The organism is Caballeronia sp. S22 (assembly GCF_964261745.1).
Taxonomy (GTDB): domain Bacteria; phylum Pseudomonadota; class Gammaproteobacteria; order Burkholderiales; family Burkholderiaceae; genus Caballeronia; species Caballeronia jiangsuensis.
On sequence record NZ_OZ180040.1, the window covers coordinates 513,975 to 529,883 of the forward strand.

Consider the following 15,909-nt stretch of genomic DNA (forward strand, 5'->3'; position numbering starts at 1 on the left):
GAATAAACGCGCGTCGCCCGGCGGCCGGCGGCGATGCTTCGTCTTTCGGCCCTTCCGAGAGCGGAGCATGAATGGATGACGAGGTGCGATCGTGAGATGGCATGTGTTCTTCCCGTTGATGCTGAACCCTGAGCACCTTTGGCCGTCACCGTGAAAGTCGATGGCAAGCCGCTGCAACAGACGGATGGCAGGCGTGTGAGCTTCTCCGCGGACGGCATCGCGCTGACGCCGGACGGACGCTGTCTCTACTGGCAGGCGGTCAAGGGCAAGACGCTCTATCGCATCGCAACGGACGCGCTGCAGAACGCGCAGTTGAGTCCGCAACAGGTCTCCGAGCGCGTGGAAGTCGTCGGCATTGATGGACCGGCGGACGGGCTTTAGTTTCGACGAGCGTGGACGCCTCTGTGTTTCGTCGGTCCGAGCATCACGCGATTCGCGTGCATGACGGAGAACGCTTCGATACGCTGCTACGGGATCGCGCGCTCGTCTGGCCCGACACATTCTCGGAAAGCGCCGACGGCACGGTATATATCACCGATTCGCGCATTCACGAAATGAGCTGGTTCGATCCGCAGAGCTCCATCGCGCTGCCGACGCGGCTGTATGCGATTCGAGGACGGTAGCGGCGTCGGACGCGTTGGTGGTTACGCAGAAAGAGGAAAGCAGCGTATGGAACTGCAATTCAATGATCGTATCGTCCGCGTTCTCTGCTCGGGTTTCGGCTGCGGGACTCGCATCGGCGTCGGCGGCGTCTACCGGTGCACTGCGCTCGGGCCGTGGGCCCTACGCCGCGATGAATGCGGTAACGCGCTGCCTGTCGCCGGACGCATCAGCGCAGGAAACGCCGAGCATCAGATACACGGCGCTAGGAGCGACGATCCGCATGGGCAGCGCGGTGTTCTGGGGCGTGCTGTTCGAAGCGCTATGCGGACGACGGAGCCGTCCCGCGAGAATTGTAAGCGCTGCCGCGGCGACCGCGCTCATCGCCTATGTGTTCGACTATCACGTCGTTCCGAAACGCTTCACGCCGGGATTTGAGACCCATCTGTCGAAGCGCTCGCTGGCCATGACCTATGTCGCACTCTCTTCCGGCTTCGCGATTGCCGCGCTGGCGCGACGCGCGTCCCGCTGACGCGACTCAGCGTGCAACAGGCCGCTTTGCGCCGCGCTTCGTGCCGCGCTCCGGGAGCGAGGAATCGAGCGCATGATGCGCGGCGATGACCGAGCGTTCGCTGGTGGCGGGCGGTCGCTTCGCGAATCACGCGCTTTTTGCTTTCGGCGAGTTCGATGGCGATCGCACACTCCGCCTTCCTTCAATTTCGCTGGAAAACCCGCGACGACTATCCCGAGAAAGATCTCCAATTGGCGGAGGATCGGGCAATGCTGTCCATGACGCTCAGCACCACGTTGCGAGCGTCGTTTGCACGAGCTTGCGCCGACCGGCGCGTTGCTCCGCGCGCACCGTGGCACGAACAATGCTAGCGCGTTTTCGCCCTTGCAGAAGCGTCTTTTTATTGGAGGTCTCATGCCACGCGCCGCAATCTTCGATGTTGATGGAACGCTGGTCGATTCCGTCGACCTGCACGCGCTGGCGTGGTGCGAAGCGTTCGCGCACTTCGGACCGTCAGTTTCGACGAGGCGCGTAGTCAGATTGGAAAGGGCGGCGATAAATTGCTGCCAGTCTTCCTCTCGGAAGCGGAGCTGCGAGAACAAGGCGAGCAACTGCAGAAGTGGCGCGGCCAGCACTTCAAGGCCAATTATCTGACGCGGGTGCGGCCGTTCTCGGCGGTCCCCTATCTGCTGCGGAAACTGCGAGATCAGGGCACGAGGCTCGCGGTCGGATCGTCGGCGAAAAAAGACGAACTGGAGATGTACCTCGATATCGCCGGCATTGCCGATCTGCTCGACATTACGGTGTCGTCGGAAGATGTCGAGCGCTCCAAACCGGACCCTGACGTGTTTGGAACGGTGCTGCACAAACTATGCGTCGAGCCTTCGGAGGCAATCGTCGTCGGCGACTCGCCGTACGATGCGCAGGCGGCGAAGCGAGCGGGCTTGCAGCCGATCGGTCTGCTTTCGGGAGGGTTTTCCGACGAGTCGCTGAGAGATGCCGGCTGTATAGCCATTTATCCCGGACCCGCCGCGCTTCTGGCGAAGTTCGACGCGTCGCCGTTCCGGGGTTGAAGACTCACCGGCTCAGGATCTCACGGCGAAGAAGGGCGTAGGGGAAACGCACGGATGCCACGGACAGTGTCACGCGCTGCCGAGAATGAAGCGCACGCTGATCGAGGGTTTTTTCCCGTCGCCTACGTTCGTAACGGCGTCAAGCTCTGGTGTCGTGGCCAGCGCTATTGGACCTGCCTCCTCGAAGGCAATGCGCGCGTGGATCCTTACCGGCGCAATCTCGGGGTTGTCTCCGCTGCCGAAGCGGAATACGGCACAAGTGAGGAGGAGGCTCGGCTCGCGCGTTGGCAAGAGCAGACTGCGAACAACAATCGATATCGTCGACCGACGTTGACTAACCAGACGCGCTTCAGTTGCAGCTCATATTTAACGTAAGTAACATTGTCGATCCAACATAGGAATGCGAAGTAATATCAACGATTCGATCGGTCGAACGGGAGGCCCATGTGCGCAGCGCTTGGTGCGAGGCGGCGAACTGCATCAGGGGGGTGGAGCGTCGAGACGGTGCGATCTCGCGAGCGAGGGACTGTTGAGGACGGCGTCCTGGCCTGTCATTTGCGGCAGGACGTTCTCGGCAGATGTTGTTCATGCCGCTGCGACCGATGCTGGAAGCCTACCTCCACAGTCGCGCAGCAGGCACGATCGGTCGCGGAGCGATACCCAGCGAGCCCGACGTCATATAATCGATCGGCAAAGAGAGTAGGGTGGGAACTCGCCGATTATTGATTACCGGCTTCCCAAGCAAGCGGAGAAGCAGCCTCCATCTTGAACTCAAGACACGATTACCATTGTGAACCTGACCACCGATCAGCCGCTTACCGAAGACGAGTTCACTCGTCTTTCTGATTTTCTGGACGCTGTCGGTCTCAGTGCGATAAACATCGAAATGCTCGATGGCTACTTTTCAGCGTTGATCTGTGGACCCGAGATGGTCCCGCCGAGCGAGTATCTGCCCCGAATATGGGGCGAAGACTTCGCCTTCGAGAGCGATGAGCAGGCTGCCGAGATCATGGGGCTGCTCATGCGTCACTGGAACACAATCGCGGCTGAGTTGCGCCATACCTTGGACGAGCCGGACGTGTACCTACCGGTGCTTCTCGAAGGAGAAGATGGCGTCGCGCCGACACGTCGTGGCAGGACCGGCATGGCGTGCCGTTGTCATACGTCGGCGAGAAACTCGGTCGCGCGATTGAAGACTTGCATCGGCACGCGCAACGCTGCCAGGGCGGACGCGATGATTTGCGTGGCGCCATGTACCACCTTCTGGTCGCGTACCTCGGGCTTCACAATATGCTGGGCAAGGCGAACGACCATACCTTGACTGACCGGCTACTGGACGGTAGCAGCGAAAAGCTGGCGACATGGCTGCGGCTGGTTGATCGGGAAGGCGACGTCCACGGACTTGCGGGCCTGGATGACAGCGGCGAGGCGAACTTCGGCGTCAGGGGTTGAGGCTGGGGATAATCGCCTCCGACGGACGACGAACTGATCGCGTATGAGCAATACCACCTCTACGCCGTTACACCGACCCGGCCGCTCGAAGGCTACAGCCTATGAGGGTAGAGGCATGATTGCGGTCAAATACACCGATCTTTCTATGGCATTCGACTTCGTTAGCGACGCGTCGCCGATGGAGCATAACGCGTATGTCTCGCTTGATACGGGCAAGATTTATTGGACCTCCGATTTCGACGACGCGTTCGACGAAGATCATCCTGGCGACCTTGAAACATCGGATCGTTACCTCGCGATACCGCATAAGAACGAGCTCGAGCTGGGAAAAAGTCTCGCGTTGCGCTTTGTCGCGCAACAATTGCCTGCGCGTTATGAACAGGTCGAAGGGGTTTTCCGACGACAAGGGGCGTATGGCCGTTTCAAGGATCTGCTGGCGCGTGAGGGCGCTCTCGAGCGCTGGTACTCCTTTGAAGCGGACTCTATCGAAAGTGCGCTGAGGCAATGGTGCGTCGAAAACGGCCTTGACTTAGGTGAACCGTGAAGGTCATCACGAAAAACGGTGAAAGTGGTGACAGCGCAGTGCAGTTGGGAGGAAGGATTGGGAAGCCGCTGAGAAAATCGATGGGGGCAGTTTGATAATAGTTAATAACTGCTGTAAAATCGATCCAGGTACAAAACGGAGGCAGAAACATGATCAGTGCTGACCTCGGACAACAGCTCGAGAGCTACGTTGCCGCTTTGGTTGAGACAGGCCGCTACGGCTCGAAAAGTGAAGTCCTGCGCGAAGGGGTTCGGCTCATTCAGGATCGAGAAGCGCAACTGGCCGCGCTCGACGCCAGCCTCGAGCGCGCGATCGCGAACGCTGACGAGGGCCGCCGCAAGCCGGCGCCGGAAGTGTTCGGTCGGCTCAGGACCAAATATCGGGCAATGTCGGAAGGGAATTGATGTTCGTCGATGTCGCGGAGGACGCTGAATTTGATCTCGAAGAAATCGGCGACTTCATCGCGCGCAACGGTAGCCCGAAGCGCGCCGAGACGTTTGTGGAAGAACTGGAACAAGCCTGCATGACGCTGGCCGACACGCCTTTGCTTTTCCCGCTCATCCCGCGCTACGAGGAACGCGGAATTCGGCATCGGGTTCACGGCAACTATCAGATTTTCTACCGTGTCGTTGAGGCCGACGACCGAATCGACGTGCTACGGATTCTCAATAGCAGACGCGATTATCTCTCGATTCTTTTCCCATAACCGGCACGTAGATCATTCCGTCAGATGTCGCACGAACGCTCCTCGGGCATCGCTGGGTTCGTCGACGTGTCACTTTATTTAAGGCAATGCTGATCAAGTCCACCACTCACGGGTGTCATGCGTTATAGCGTAGACATGCGACGGTAAAAGCAAAAAACGATGAAGCAACTGACACTGGCGATGGCAGTCGATCAATGCGCGGGATTCGGAGCACAGCGCAAACCTACGCGACGCGAAGCGTTTCTCGATGAGATGAACAGGCTCGTGCCGTGGGCCGAACTGTGTGTCGTGGTCGAGCCGTATTACCCGAAACGCGGCAACGGTCGCCCGCCGATCGCGCTGGAGCGCATGCTGCGGATTCATTTTGTACAGCACTGGTTCAACCTTGCAGACCTGGCGTGCGAAGAGGCGCTGTACGACAGCCTCAGCCTGCGCCGTTTTGTGGGCATCGACCTGGGCAGCGAAACCGTTCCAGACGCCACGACGCTGCTCAAATTCCGGCACCTGCTTGAAGAGCACAAGCTGGGCGAGCGAATCTTCGCCGAGGTGGGTCGGGTGTTGCAGGCACGCGGAGCAAAGCTCAAGAGTGGCACGATTGTAGACGCCACGCTGATCGGCGCACCCTCTTCGACGAAGAACAGGGAGAAAGCGCGGGACCCTGAAATGCATCAGACGCGTAAAGGACAGCAGTGGTATTTCGGCATGAAGATTCATGTCGGCGTGGACAGCCAGAGCGGACTGACGCATAGCGTCGTCGTCACGGCGGCCAACGTGCACGACAAACACCCACTGCCGCAGCTTCTGCATGGCCAGGAGCAGCGGGTCTATGGCGACAGCGCGTATGCGAGCCAGAAAGCGCTGATCCATGGCAAGGCCCCACGTGCCCGCGACTTCACGAATCAGCGCACGCGCCGCAAGGACAGCGTCGATGAAGTGGCGCGTCGCAAGAACCGCAACAAGTCGAAGATTCGCGCCCGCGTCGAACATGTGTTCGCCGTGGTCAAACGGTTGTGGGGTTTCACGAAGGTGCGCTATCGCGGCCTGGCGAAGAATGCCAATCGCGCCTTCGTTTCGCTCGCGCTGGCGAACCTTTACCTGTCGCGAGGCCGATTTACGGGACAGGTGCGCCCGTAATGGGCGAAACACGGGCCAAAAGCCCGTGCAGAACGCCTGCGGCACGATAAAAGGAAGCGGAATGACCATCTTCATCGGTTATTCGAAGAGTTTACGCATGCTCAATCGTGATCGGTCGCGTTTACACGGCTTGATCAGCATTGCCTTAAATCTATTGATCTCCCGAACAACGTCCGATTCCAAGATGCGCCGGGCCTGCACATCTAGGCGGAGGCAGCCTGTTCGACTGTTAGCGGAAGTCTGGATGCTTTGCCACATGCGTGCTGCAACGCCGTGCGCAAGCAAGTGTTCATGAAGTAATCGATAAGGAAGATGTGACGGAACAGCCGACCGATGTGGACGCCTCCGTCATAGACCGGCTGCCCACGCGCTGCTGAGCCGAAGCGGGTGAGGGCTTCAACTGCAGTGCATTATCCGGAGTGAATCGATGCGGCAATGCTGACAAACTCGTCGCAAACTTCATCGATGAAATTAAGTCTGACGTCGCGGTCTATCACGGCACAAAGCTCCTGTGGCAGGTCTTGACCGCGAGGAACGTGAAGGTACTGTAACCCGAAATCTGCACGGGAATCAAGAACGCCCGGTGTGCTGATCGTGGCATCGGGCGGGAATGTCGATGCCACCTTGTTCGCGTCGGCGATCAGCTAAGGTTGAGCTTTTGCGTAAGCGCCCGCTTTCGAAGCGGGCGCTTATGCTGATGAACGGCGCGCCGCCGCTTCCAGAAACGCAATCAGGAGCGGGTGCGGCGCGCCATCACGCGACAACAGTTCGGGACGCCCCTGCATGCCCGCGAAGAACGGATGCTTATCGGCCTCGATGGCATCGGCGATCGAGCCGCTCTCGTCGCGCGCGGTGACGGTCACGCCGAGCGTCGAGAGCGGCGCTTCGAGCGCCGGATTGAGCCTGTAGCGATGATTGCAGAGAATGCTCGCCTGCGCGCCGAGCATGGCCGCGATACGCGATCCCGGCACCAGGCTTATCGGCCGCAAGCCTGAGCGATGCAACAACACGCCATCCTCGCCAACATGAATCGGCTCGAAGCTGGCGACGCGCGCATCGGGCTGCGCTTCCTTCATGCCAATCTCATCGCTCTTCAGCGCGAGCCGCGCGATGGCCGTCGCCATCGACTGCATGCCGAGACCCAAACCCACGACCGGAATCGACGCCAGCCAGCCGAAACGCGCGGCCTCGATCTGTCCCGCCACGTGCGCCATGTTCGCGCTGCCCGCCAAAAGAATGCCGTGTGCATCGGCGAGCAAAGCTTCTGCGTTGTCGCGGTCGATGTCCTGCGCTGCGATGAAGCGCACGTCGAGATCGAAGCCGAGCGCATCGGCGGCGTCACCGAGGGCGGCGAGCGTCGCGGGGTATTGCTGATGCTGGTCGCACTCACGGCCTATCAGCGCAATCGTCATGGACGGCCCGCTCGCGCGCGATGCGGCTTTTTCCGCGGATCGCCATCTGCCATAGTGATCCCGATGCGCTTGCAAAACCACGCCCGAACCATCTTCGACGAGCTGTGCACTATCGGCTTCATGAACGACGCGCAACATCTCCACGTCTTCCGTGCAATGCGTGGGAAACGCTTTGAACGATCGCACGAGAATGACGATATCACGCGTGCGCGCCAGCGCGAAAATCTCATGGCATGGCTCGGCGGCATCGGGCAAGCCCGTGCGCGTGCGCCAGATCAGACCGCTCGCGACTAACCGTCCATCCGCTGTGACGTGCTGGTGTGCATCGGGAAACCGCTGTTCGTCGAAATGCACGCCTGCGCAGCGGAGTTCGGCATTCAAAGTCCGGGCGAACAGCGCAGGAAGGGCGCCGAATTGCGCCGGCTCGGGGGTAGCGTCTTCGATGAGATAGAGCATGGAAGGCCATCCGATGAAAAGAAAAACCCGCGCACGGCACACGTGTCGCGGGCATGGCGTCTGGTGCTTAGGCGCTTCAGACCGCGGCGACAGCGGGTGTCAACGCCGCACACGCGGTCTCGATGCGCCGGCACGCGTCGCTTGGCTTGGGCATCGGGACAGCATACGCCATCCGCACATGGTTCTCCACGCCGAACGCGCTACCGTGTACCACGCCTTGCGACACGTGTCGCCGTCTGCCGGACGTAAACCGGTTGAGGTATTGGATGGCAAAGCTCTTCCCTGTCTTGTCACACTCCGCCGCCATTGCGAGCAGCAAGGCGGTATGAAGGCGAGGCAAGTTCCGAATGCACAACGTAAGTGAATTGCCGCTCGAATCCTGTTGGGGGAGCGGGCATGGGATTGCGGAAAAAGCGAACGGCGGCCTGTAATGGGGCGCATAAGGGTTCCAGATTTGCCCTGACCTGAAAGGGTGCCCACTTCCGCATGGTGCAGCTGTCGTATGCCATCGTCTGAGATTCGACGAGAGGAAGCCTGGAAGAGACCGGTATCACTACGGTTCGGCGCCTTTCGCCTTGGCAATACGGAGAATCAACGATGAGACGTATGCGAAGTCCATGTGTAGTCGACATGGTCGGTGTCGGGACGACACTTAAGGCAATGCTGATCAAGTCCACCACTCACGGGTGTCATGCGTTATAGCGTAGACATGCGACGGTAAAAGCAAAAAACGATGAAGCAACTGACACTGGCGATGGCAGTCGATCAATGCGCGGGATTCGGAGCACAGCGCAAACCTACGCGACGCGAAGCGTTTCTCGATGAGATGAACAGGCTCGTGCCGTGGGCCGAACTGTGTGTCGTGGTCGAGCCGTATTACCCGAAACGCGGCAACGGTCGCCCGCCGATCGCGCTGGAGCGCATGCTGCGGATTCATTTTGTACAGCACTGGTTCAACCTTGCAGACCTGGCGTGCGAAGAGGCGCTGTACGACAGCCTCAGCCTGCGCCGTTTTGTGGGCATCGACCTGGGCAGCGAAACCGTTCCAGACGCCACGACGCTGCTCAAATTCCGGCACCTGCTTGAAGAGCACAAGCTGGGCGAGCGAATCTTCGCCGAGGTGGGTCGGGTGTTGCAGGCACGCGGAGCAAAGCTCAAGAGTGGCACGATTGTAGACGCCACGCTGATCGGCGCACCCTCTTCGACGAAGAACAGGGAGAAAGCGCGGGACCCTGAAATGCATCAGACGCGTAAAGGACAGCAGTGGTATTTCGGCATGAAGATTCATGTCGGCGTGGACAGCCAGAGCGGACTGACGCATAGCGTCGTCGTCACGGCGGCCAACGTGCACGACAAACACCCACTGCCGCAGCTTCTGCATGGCCAGGAGCAGCGGGTCTATGGCGACAGCGCGTATGCGAGCCAGAAAGCGCTGATCCATGGCAAGGCCCCACGTGCCCGCGACTTCACGAATCAGCGCACGCGCCGCAAGGACAGCGTCGATGAAGTGGCGCGTCGCAAGAACCGCAACAAGTCGAAGATTCGCGCCCGCGTCGAACATGTGTTCGCCGTGGTCAAACGGTTGTGGGGTTTCACGAAGGTGCGCTATCGCGGCCTGGCGAAGAATGCCAATCGCGCCTTCGTTTCGCTCGCGCTGGCGAACCTTTACCTGTCGCGAGGCCGATTTACGGGACAGGTGCGCCCGTAATGGGCGAAACACGGGCCAAAAGCCCGTGCAGAACGCCTGCGGCACGATAAAAGGAAGCGGAATGACCATCTTCATCGGTTATTCGAAGAGTTTACGCATGCTCAATCGTGATCGGTCGCGTTTACACGGCTTGATCAGCATTGCCTTAACGCTGTGCTTGAGCGCAGTGCGGTGAAAGTCGCACGCTGCGTTCTTAGGGGGCGGCGACGCAGCAATGCGTTGCTGCTACCCGCCGACATGCGCCGCCGCCAGCATATAGTTGGCGAAGTCGAGGTCGGTAGCGATGACATCGCCCGAAGGCGTGGTTGCGCCGATCGCACCCGAATAGTCGACGAAGGCGTAGAACGCGCCATCGCGGGCATCGCAGTGCAGGCCGGGACAGCCCGCCACGGTGTCGAGCACGAGATCGCGGCAGATGCGCAACTCATCGATCCATTCGATCAGGAAATCCGTACCGCCTTCCAGCGCCGCGAGCGTCGCCACTTGCGAGATCGTGCTCGGATTCGACGTGCTCTGCGATTGCAGCGTCTGCATCGCGCGGATTAGCCACGCTGGACCGCCCGCCTAGCCGATGCGCCAGCCCGTCATCGAATACACCTGCGATACGTCGTTGCCCGTCAGCGTGCGCTCATGCAGACGCGGTTCGACCTGCAAGGGCGGAAATTTTCAAGCTAGATGTCGCCTCAACGATTAAATTCAGGCGGCTTTTTGCTCCTGTCGGTGGTCGCGTTGGATGGGTTCGAAGTTGTCTGTCTGATCGGGATTCAGATGGACCGTGTGCACGCGCTTCCAGTTTCGCGTAGGGCCTTTCCATCGTAGCGGGTTGCGCTGCTTTGCCGCCTCGTAGAGCGTCGCGCGGCGATCGAGGATCTGCTGGTCGAGCTTGGCGTGCCGTTGGGCAGGCGTGACGAAACGGATCGCGCTATGACGATGTTCGTGGTTATACCAGCGCACCAACCCGGTGACCCAGGCGCGCGCGGCAAACAGAGTGTCGAACGCCCGCAGAGGATAGGCCGGCCGATACTTCAGTGTCTTGAACAGCGACTCGGAATACGGGTTGTCGTTGCTCACGCCCGGTCGACTCAATGACGGCATGACACCCAGAGCCTGCAGAGTGGCGAGCATCGTGGCCCCCTTCATCGGGCCGCCGTTATCCGAATGCAAAATCACTTGGCCCGGCTTGATCGCTTCACGCGCACATAGATCCTTCAGAAGCTCGCTGGCCTGGGCGCTGCTCTCTTCGGCGTAGACCTGCCAGCCGACGACCATCCTGCTGAACACGTCCATGAACAGATAGAGATAGAAATACTGCCCGCGAACCGTCGTCGGCAGGTAAGTAATATCCCAACTGAACAGCTGATTGGGCCCGTCGGCACATACCGCGCGGGGCTTGCTGCGGGTGCGGGCCGGTCGTTCACTGCGCCGATGAGCAAGCTGTTTCTCTTCGCGCAGTACCCGGTAAAACGTCGATTCCGAGGCGATGTAGCGGCCCTGGTCAGCCAGGCGAGGCACGATCTGGCTCGGTGGCAGATGACCGAATTCGACAGAGTTGGCCACAGCCAATAGGTCAGCGCGCTCGTCGGCCGACAGCTTGTGAACAGGATCATGATGGCATAAGGTGCGCCCGTCCACCGCTTCAGGACCGCCGCCTTGCCAGCGCTGCACGGTGCGCGCGCTTAATCCCACCATGGCACATGCGCGTGCCTGACGAGCCCCGGCTGTCGTCGCCTCACCGATCAGCTCTTGCAATGTCGCGCGCTCTTCAGGGGAAGTCATTCGTCCTCGTCCCCGAACAGCGCCTGATACTTTTTTGAAAGTACCAGCAACGCGGCTGCCTCCGCTAAAGCCTTTTCCTTGCGTTTCAGTTCGCGCTGCAGTTGCGCGTTGGCCTGTTTGAGCTCGCGCATCTCTGGAGCGTTTGCACGTGCGCTGCTCGCCGTGCCAGCCGAGCAGAACTGAGCGCGCCACTGGTCCAGATGATGGGCAAACAGGCCCCGTTCGCGGCACCACGCGTTCAGCGCCTCGTCGCCCAGTCCATGGCTCTGCTGCAAGGCCAGCAGGCGCTCTTCCAAAGACCAGTCTTCCGGGCGCCGTGCATTGATCGGCCCCGGATTGCGGTTTGCGGCGTTAGACACGCGGATCCACTTCCTCAAGGTTAATACGTTCATGTTCAGTTCCGAGGCAACCGTTCCTACGGACCGGTTGCCTCGTTGCAGCACCTTTGCCAGCGCCTGCTCTTTGAATTCAACAGAATACGTCTGTTTCGCCTTCAACCTGCACCTCTGAGTTCTTCAAATCAAGAAAAATCAGAGGCGACATCTATCCTGACGCCGGGGGAGGGCGTATAGAATCGCCCGCCGTAGCTCATATTTATACGTAATCCCAACTTTACGCCGGCGTGCAACCTTCGCCTTTCGTGGGTTTTGCGAAGACGTCTGTCTCCATGGGGCCGAAGTAAAGGGTTAGCGCGTCCATCGAACCCACGAGAGGCTGTAGCCACCATTGTTGCAGTCCACCTAGTACAACATCCCCTAAATAGCTTGATTAAATAATTGTCTTGGCTATCATTTCGGGATGAGCCAAGGCCGTCATGCAACGCCAGTGAAGTTGGCGAAGAAAGAACGAGAAGAACTCCTGTCGCTGATCGAGTGGAAGACCGCGACTCAGCGAGATGTGATGCGGGCACGCATCGCGCTGTGGGCGCACGAGGGACATCCGAATACAGTGATTGCTCGAGAGCTGCGCGTATCGGTGCAGACGGTCTGCAGGTGGCGCAAGCGCATCGCACAGCACGGTGCACAGGGCCTGCGCGAGGGTGAGCGTAGCGGCCGTCCGCCACGCATCACACAAGAAACGCGACTGCAGTTGATTGCGTTGGCATGTGAAGCACACGAACCCGAGGGACGGGTTACGCCGACATTGGACGAGATAGTGGCGCGCGCGATTGAGCGTGGCATTGTCGAACAGATCAGCCGCAGCCATGTGCAGCGCATTTTGCAGGCTGGCGACGTTCGACCGCACCGGGTCCGGCAATGGCTACACAGTCCTGACCCGGCCTTTCGCGAGAAGGTGAATGTGATTTGCAAGCTGTACCGCAAGGCGCCCAAAACGCGGTGGTGCTCAGCATCGACGAGAAGACGGGCATTCAAGCCATCGAGCGCAAGCACCCGGGACGCGCGCCGGCACCGGGACGGCTGCGTCGTCGGGAGTTTGAATATATCCGGCACGGCACTCAGGCGCTGATTGCCGCGCTTGATGTGCATTCCGGTCAGGTGCTGGCAGACTGCCGCGAGCGGCGCACCCAAGACGACCTGGTCGCCTTCATGGAGCGCGTAGCGGCTGCGCACCCGGGCAAACAGGTGCACGTGATTTGGGACAATCTCAATACGCATCGCGCTCAGGCCGTCTGGCAGGCGTTCAACGAGCGGCATGATCAGCGGTTTCACTTCCACTTCACCCCGCTGCACGCGAGTTGGGTCAATCAGATCGAACTGTGGTTTGCCCGCTATACGCGTCGGGTGCTACGCCATGCCAGTCATACCAGCACCGCGCACCTGCGCGAGCGCACCGCGCAGTTTACGCACGAGCATAATCAGGCAGCACGCCCCTTCAAATGGACTTTCCGGGGCTATCCGTTGCAAACGGGCACATCGTAATCGAGAGACAGACATGCCAGCCATACCCACCAAACATTACGCGACTGAACTTCAGCGTAAGCTGCGCAGCTTGCTCGGCCATGAGCAGATCGTCACACAAGCCTACGGGCGGCACCTGCTGATCAAACGCCTCGATGATGACGAACCGACTGTTGTGGCGCGCCTTACCGAGCTCGCCCGCAATCGTTATAGTGCCGCCTTTCGCAGCCACACCGGACGATGGGAGCCGCTGCCGGGCACAGGTTCGCTCGACGAGATGGCCGAGATCGTCGTCACGCTCCTGCAGCCTTATTTGCAGCCCGATAATTATTAAGCTATTTGAGGGATGTTGTACTAGCACCGCCAAGCCGCCGAGGAAGAATGCGACCAGAAGACTTTCGCGGAGCATGAGCGCAGATTGATGGCGCTCGTAGGCGTGTGTGTATCCGAGGAAGAAGAGGAACGCCCCGATGAAGACGACGGCATGATGCGAATTGATCACGACCAGTGCGAGGAATGCGAGGTGCACAAGGGTAACGCCCACCGGCACACGCTCTAATGGCGACGTGTCCGCGCGATCGTTTGACGCCAGCGTAGGCACGCTCTTAGCCGCGAGTGCGACGAAGAGTGTCGCATTGAAAGCGACGGCGAGCGCTGCTTTCCAACCGAAAGTCGCTGCCATAAAACCCGTGTTCCATCCCCACGCACTTGCAACCATCAACACTGGCGGAGCCGCGTACGCGGTCATGACGCCCCCAATTGATACATTGACGAACAGCAAGGCGAGGCCGAAGTATCTGACTCGCTCGGGCACCTGCGCGACAAACAATCTGTCACGCAGCAAGAGCGCAGCGAGCGTCATGGCGGCAGGTTCCGTGACGAAGGAACCAAGAAGCGGAATTGCGCACGGTGCGAACCAGACAACGGCCACTTCCGTGCGCACCGGCAAGAACCGGGACAACGCCATCACGGCGTTCGTCATCAGCACCAGGATGGGGCGACTTGCCGCAATGACCATGACGACGAAGACGAACAGCGCTTCCGTGAACTCACGATTTTCAAGATAGTCGATCGTTGCCTCGGAGCCGACAAGCATCCACATGACAAGACACAGGGCTAGTGCCCAAAATCCGAAGACGACCTCAACCTCGGCAAGAAAATGAAACACGCCTGAGTGTCGAGGAAAGCGGTGGCCAAGCGTATCGATCCGCGCAACAGCAAACGTATGGATCAGTGCAAGGGCGAAGATAACAGCGGCAGCGACTTCAACGGAATGAGGCATCGAAGGAGGGCACGTGCAGATGCGAACCCGCGAGTTGATTGGCTCGCCATGTTACAACAGCCCTTCATTTCAAAGCGTCGAGGGCCGACAGGCGTTTGATGAAGGTGCGCCATTGGTCTAGGGACATATCAGCGAGCCCCCCGGCTCGCACGACATCGGGCGGGCATGCCGACGGACGTCATGTAGGCAATCCTTGTCATGCATCGCTGTCGGCGGTTTCTATCTCTGTGGAAGCGCAGACACCGCGTAGGTTAAGAGCTGGCACAGTGTTTAGATGACGCTGGCGAACTGCGAACGGAAGGCGAAGCACTCTTGCCTGTCGACGCTCCAACCTCGAACAAGAGCAGAGGCCGAGGCGCCAGCGTTCACCGTCAGGCAGAAACCGGCCAATTGCGGCCACTCAACCACGGCATCGAGCTGTCATTCGAATGGCCGGTTCGGCCTAAAAAGTGTCCGCTGGCCAACGCGAACTTGAGACGGCGCGCGCAAGCGCGCCTCCATCAGTGCGGACGGCTTCGTCAAACTTCGCGGAGCCTAGCTCTCGCCGCTATTTATCGTGCTCGCGACGTACTCGTAGTCTTCAGTGTTGATATGAGTCAAGCGGTATTCCACCGGCAACTGATTGAACGAATATGCGACGCGTTCAACCTCCAAGACCGGACCGGCAACATCTATCTTCAGTAACTCGCTTTCGAGCTCGCTCGCGCGGGCAATGCGTAGGCGCTCATCCGTGCCCGTCACGTTAATGCCGAAAGCGTCCTGATAGAAGTTGTACAGCGTATCGGTCCGGTCGCGTAGCATGGTCTCGGTCAGATCGGGGAATTTCGCCTCAGGGAGCATGACCGTGTCGATGAGCACGGCTTTGCCGTGCAAAGACAGCGCATTCGTAAATACGAAGAGACGGGCGCCGCTCTCGATGCCAAGTTTCGCCGCAATGAGCGCCGACGCCTTCGCCTTTTTGAAGTTGACGAGTGTGACGGCGGGATAGGTGCGCTCGCCGTCGCGCCGCACAACGCGAAAAAATCGGAAGAAGTGGCGATCCCGCCGATGCTGAGCAACGAAGGTGCCGAGCCCCTGGTGACGGATCAGAATCTTTTCCGCGCACAGCTCGTCGATCGCCTTGCGCAACGTGCCTATCGACACGCCGAAACGTTCGGCCAGACGCTTCTCTGACGGAATCACCTCGCCGCCTTTCCATTCCCGCGCCGTCAGGGCGGCCAGCATCGCTTCCTTCACTTCCTTGTACCGCGTGCCACCGGGACTGGTTGGCATGGCCGTGACTGTGCTCATCACGTCTCCCTGGCTTGATTGTTCCATGACGCCGATTGTACCGTTCGCCGCGAGACATTCAAGACATATAGATGAGTTAGTTGACATGTATGAGATGTGGGCCTAC

General features: G+C 59.7%; 16 protein-coding genes and 4 pseudogenes. 12 read left to right on the plus strand and 8 right to left on the minus strand.

Annotation, left to right across the window (positions count from 1 at the left end; translation table 11 throughout):
• Window positions 1–138 precede the first annotated feature (138 nt).
• From ACEN42_RS40775 to ACEN42_RS40785, 3 genes are all read left to right on the plus strand, one after another.
• A complete protein-coding gene (locus ACEN42_RS40775; RefSeq protein ID WP_371884039.1) occupies window positions 139–381 on the plus strand; it encodes an L-dopachrome tautomerase-related protein in 243 nt (80 codons plus the stop codon).
• A gap of 56 nt (window positions 382–437) precedes the next feature.
• Window positions 438–623 (plus strand): hypothetical protein, encoded by a 186-nt coding sequence (locus ACEN42_RS40780; protein WP_371884040.1) that lies wholly within the window; start codon window positions 438–440, stop codon window positions 621–623.
• A 62-nt stretch (window positions 624–685) separates the two neighbouring features.
• Window positions 686–1,132 carry a hypothetical protein gene (locus ACEN42_RS40785; RefSeq protein WP_371884041.1) on the plus strand — a complete coding sequence of 149 codons (447 nt, stop codon included), beginning with the start codon at window positions 686–688 and terminating at the stop codon, window positions 1,130–1,132.
• 264 nt (window positions 1,133–1,396) lie between these two features.
• Here the strand turns inward: ACEN42_RS40785 and ACEN42_RS40790 are convergent, their stop codons facing one another.
• Window positions 1,397–1,615, minus strand: a complete 219-nt coding sequence (locus ACEN42_RS40790; protein WP_371884699.1) for a hypothetical protein — start codon at window positions 1,613–1,615, stop codon at window positions 1,397–1,399.
• Between ACEN42_RS40790 and ACEN42_RS40795 the strand changes: the two are divergent.
• The 7 genes and pseudogenes from ACEN42_RS40795 to ACEN42_RS40825 all read left to right on the plus strand — a co-directional run bounded on the left by ACEN42_RS40795 (window position 1,526) and on the right by ACEN42_RS40825 (window position 6,020).
• Window positions 1,526–2,184: pseudogene (locus ACEN42_RS40795) on the plus strand (HAD family hydrolase). The gene ACEN42_RS40790 and the pseudogene ACEN42_RS40795 overlap by 90 nt on opposite strands.
• Before the next feature lie 54 nt (window positions 2,185–2,238).
• Complete coding sequence (locus ACEN42_RS40800) at window positions 2,239–2,559, plus strand: ProQ/FINO family protein (protein WP_371884042.1); 321 nt, start codon at window positions 2,239–2,241, stop codon at window positions 2,557–2,559.
• Window positions 2,560–2,974: 415 nt separating this feature from the next.
• Window positions 2,975–3,301 (plus strand): annotated as a pseudogene (locus ACEN42_RS40805) (UPF0149 family protein); the annotation flags it as partial.
• Between the two features lie 450 nt (window positions 3,302–3,751).
• A complete protein-coding gene (locus ACEN42_RS40810; protein ID WP_371884043.1) occupies window positions 3,752–4,180 on the plus strand; it encodes a hypothetical protein in 429 nt (142 codons plus the stop codon).
• A gap of 149 nt (window positions 4,181–4,329) precedes the next feature.
• Entirely contained in the window at window positions 4,330–4,584 is a 255-nt protein-coding gene (locus ACEN42_RS40815; protein ID WP_371884044.1) for a type II toxin-antitoxin system ParD family antitoxin, read from the plus strand.
• Entirely contained in the window at window positions 4,584–4,886 is a 303-nt protein-coding gene (locus tag ACEN42_RS40820) for a type II toxin-antitoxin system RelE/ParE family toxin (RefSeq protein WP_371884045.1), read from the plus strand. The genes ACEN42_RS40815 and ACEN42_RS40820 overlap by 1 nt, the downstream gene beginning before the upstream one ends.
• 159 nt (window positions 4,887–5,045) lie before the next feature.
• Complete coding sequence (locus ACEN42_RS40825) at window positions 5,046–6,020, plus strand: IS5 family transposase (RefSeq protein WP_371884046.1); 975 nt, start codon at window positions 5,046–5,048, stop codon at window positions 6,018–6,020.
• 215 nt (window positions 6,021–6,235) lie between these two features.
• Here the strand turns inward: ACEN42_RS40825 and ACEN42_RS40830 are convergent.
• Together ACEN42_RS40830 and ACEN42_RS40835 are read right to left on the minus strand one after the other, a co-directional pair.
• Window positions 6,236–6,562 (minus strand): annotated as a pseudogene (locus ACEN42_RS40830) (Tn3 family transposase); the annotation flags it as partial.
• Between the two features lie 147 nt (window positions 6,563–6,709).
• Window positions 6,710–7,888, minus strand: coding sequence for a glutamine amidotransferase-related protein (locus tag ACEN42_RS40835; RefSeq protein WP_371884047.1), 1,179 nt, complete (start codon window positions 7,886–7,888; stop codon window positions 6,710–6,712).
• A gap of 733 nt (window positions 7,889–8,621) precedes the next feature.
• Between ACEN42_RS40835 and ACEN42_RS40840 the strand changes: the two genes are divergently transcribed.
• Window positions 8,622–9,596 carry an IS5 family transposase gene (locus ACEN42_RS40840; protein WP_371884046.1) on the plus strand — a complete coding sequence of 325 codons (975 nt, stop codon included), beginning with the start codon at window positions 8,622–8,624 and terminating at the stop codon, window positions 9,594–9,596.
• Window positions 9,597–9,821: 225 nt separating this feature from the next.
• Here ACEN42_RS40840 and ACEN42_RS40845 read toward each other — a convergent pair whose 3' ends face one another.
• The 3 genes from ACEN42_RS40845 to ACEN42_RS40855 all read right to left on the minus strand — a co-directional run bounded on the left by ACEN42_RS40845 (window position 9,822) and on the right by ACEN42_RS40855 (window position 12,107).
• Complete coding sequence (locus tag ACEN42_RS40845; RefSeq protein ID WP_371884048.1) at window positions 9,822–10,130, minus strand: hypothetical protein; 309 nt, start codon at window positions 10,128–10,130, stop codon at window positions 9,822–9,824.
• A 162-nt stretch (window positions 10,131–10,292) separates the two neighbouring features.
• Window positions 10,293–11,869, minus strand: a protein-coding gene (locus ACEN42_RS40850; protein WP_371884049.1) for an IS3 family transposase whose coding sequence is annotated in 2 segments (ribosomal slippage) — window positions 10,293–11,410 and window positions 11,410–11,869 — 1,578 coding nt in all. Because the reading frame shifts where the segments join, the coding sequence is not laid out codon by codon here.
• A 115-nt stretch (window positions 11,870–11,984) separates the two neighbouring features.
• Complete coding sequence (locus ACEN42_RS40855; RefSeq protein ID WP_371884680.1) at window positions 11,985–12,107, minus strand: hypothetical protein; 123 nt, start codon at window positions 12,105–12,107, stop codon at window positions 11,985–11,987.
• Window positions 12,108–12,170: 63 nt separating this feature from the next.
• On the opposite strand from ACEN42_RS40855, the pseudogene ACEN42_RS40860 reads away from it, so the two are divergent.
• Window positions 12,171–13,252 (plus strand): annotated as a pseudogene (locus tag ACEN42_RS40860) (IS630 family transposase).
• Here ACEN42_RS40860 and ACEN42_RS40865 read toward each other — a convergent pair.
• On the minus strand, window positions 13,206–14,513 hold the full coding sequence (locus ACEN42_RS40865) for a putative Na+/H+ antiporter (RefSeq protein WP_371884050.1): 1,308 nt from the start codon (window positions 14,511–14,513) through the stop codon (window positions 13,206–13,208). The pseudogene ACEN42_RS40860 and the gene ACEN42_RS40865 overlap by 47 nt on opposite strands.
• A gap of 534 nt (window positions 14,514–15,047) precedes the next feature.
• Window positions 15,048–15,803: a GntR family transcriptional regulator gene (locus tag ACEN42_RS40870; protein ID WP_371884051.1), complete on the minus strand. Its 756-nt coding sequence runs from the start codon at window positions 15,801–15,803 to the stop codon at window positions 15,048–15,050.
• Window positions 15,804–15,909: the final 106 nt, after the last annotated feature.

Excerpts from the sequence above, each read along its gene's own strand:
- ACEN42_RS40785 (WP_371884041.1), top strand. The coding sequence starts at position 686 with ATGATCGTATCGTCCGCGTTCTCTGCTCGGGTTTCGGCTGCGGGACTC.
- ACEN42_RS40800 (WP_371884042.1), top strand. The coding sequence starts at position 2,239 with ATGCCACGGACAGTGTCACGCGCTGCCGAGAATGAAGCGCACGCTGAT.
- ACEN42_RS40810 (WP_371884043.1), top strand. The coding sequence starts at position 3,752 with ATGATTGCGGTCAAATACACCGATCTTTCTATGGCATTCGACTTCGTT.
- ACEN42_RS40815 (WP_371884044.1), top strand. The coding sequence starts at position 4,330 with ATGATCAGTGCTGACCTCGGACAACAGCTCGAGAGCTACGTTGCCGCT.
- ACEN42_RS40820 (WP_371884045.1), top strand. The coding sequence starts at position 4,584 with ATGTTCGTCGATGTCGCGGAGGACGCTGAATTTGATCTCGAAGAAATC.
- ACEN42_RS40825 (WP_371884046.1), top strand. The coding sequence starts at position 5,046 with ATGAAGCAACTGACACTGGCGATGGCAGTCGATCAATGCGCGGGATTC.
- ACEN42_RS40835 (WP_371884047.1), bottom strand. The coding sequence starts at position 7,888 with ATGCTCTATCTCATCGAAGACGCTACCCCCGAGCCGGCGCAATTCGGC.
- ACEN42_RS40840 (WP_371884046.1), top strand. The coding sequence starts at position 8,622 with ATGAAGCAACTGACACTGGCGATGGCAGTCGATCAATGCGCGGGATTC.
- ACEN42_RS40845 (WP_371884048.1), bottom strand. The coding sequence starts at position 10,130 with ATGCAGACGCTGCAATCGCAGAGCACGTCGAATCCGAGCACGATCTCG.
- ACEN42_RS40865 (WP_371884050.1), bottom strand. The coding sequence starts at position 14,513 with ATGCCTCATTCCGTTGAAGTCGCTGCCGCTGTTATCTTCGCCCTTGCA.
- ACEN42_RS40870 (WP_371884051.1), bottom strand. The coding sequence starts at position 15,803 with ATGAGCACAGTCACGGCCATGCCAACCAGTCCCGGTGGCACGCGGTAC.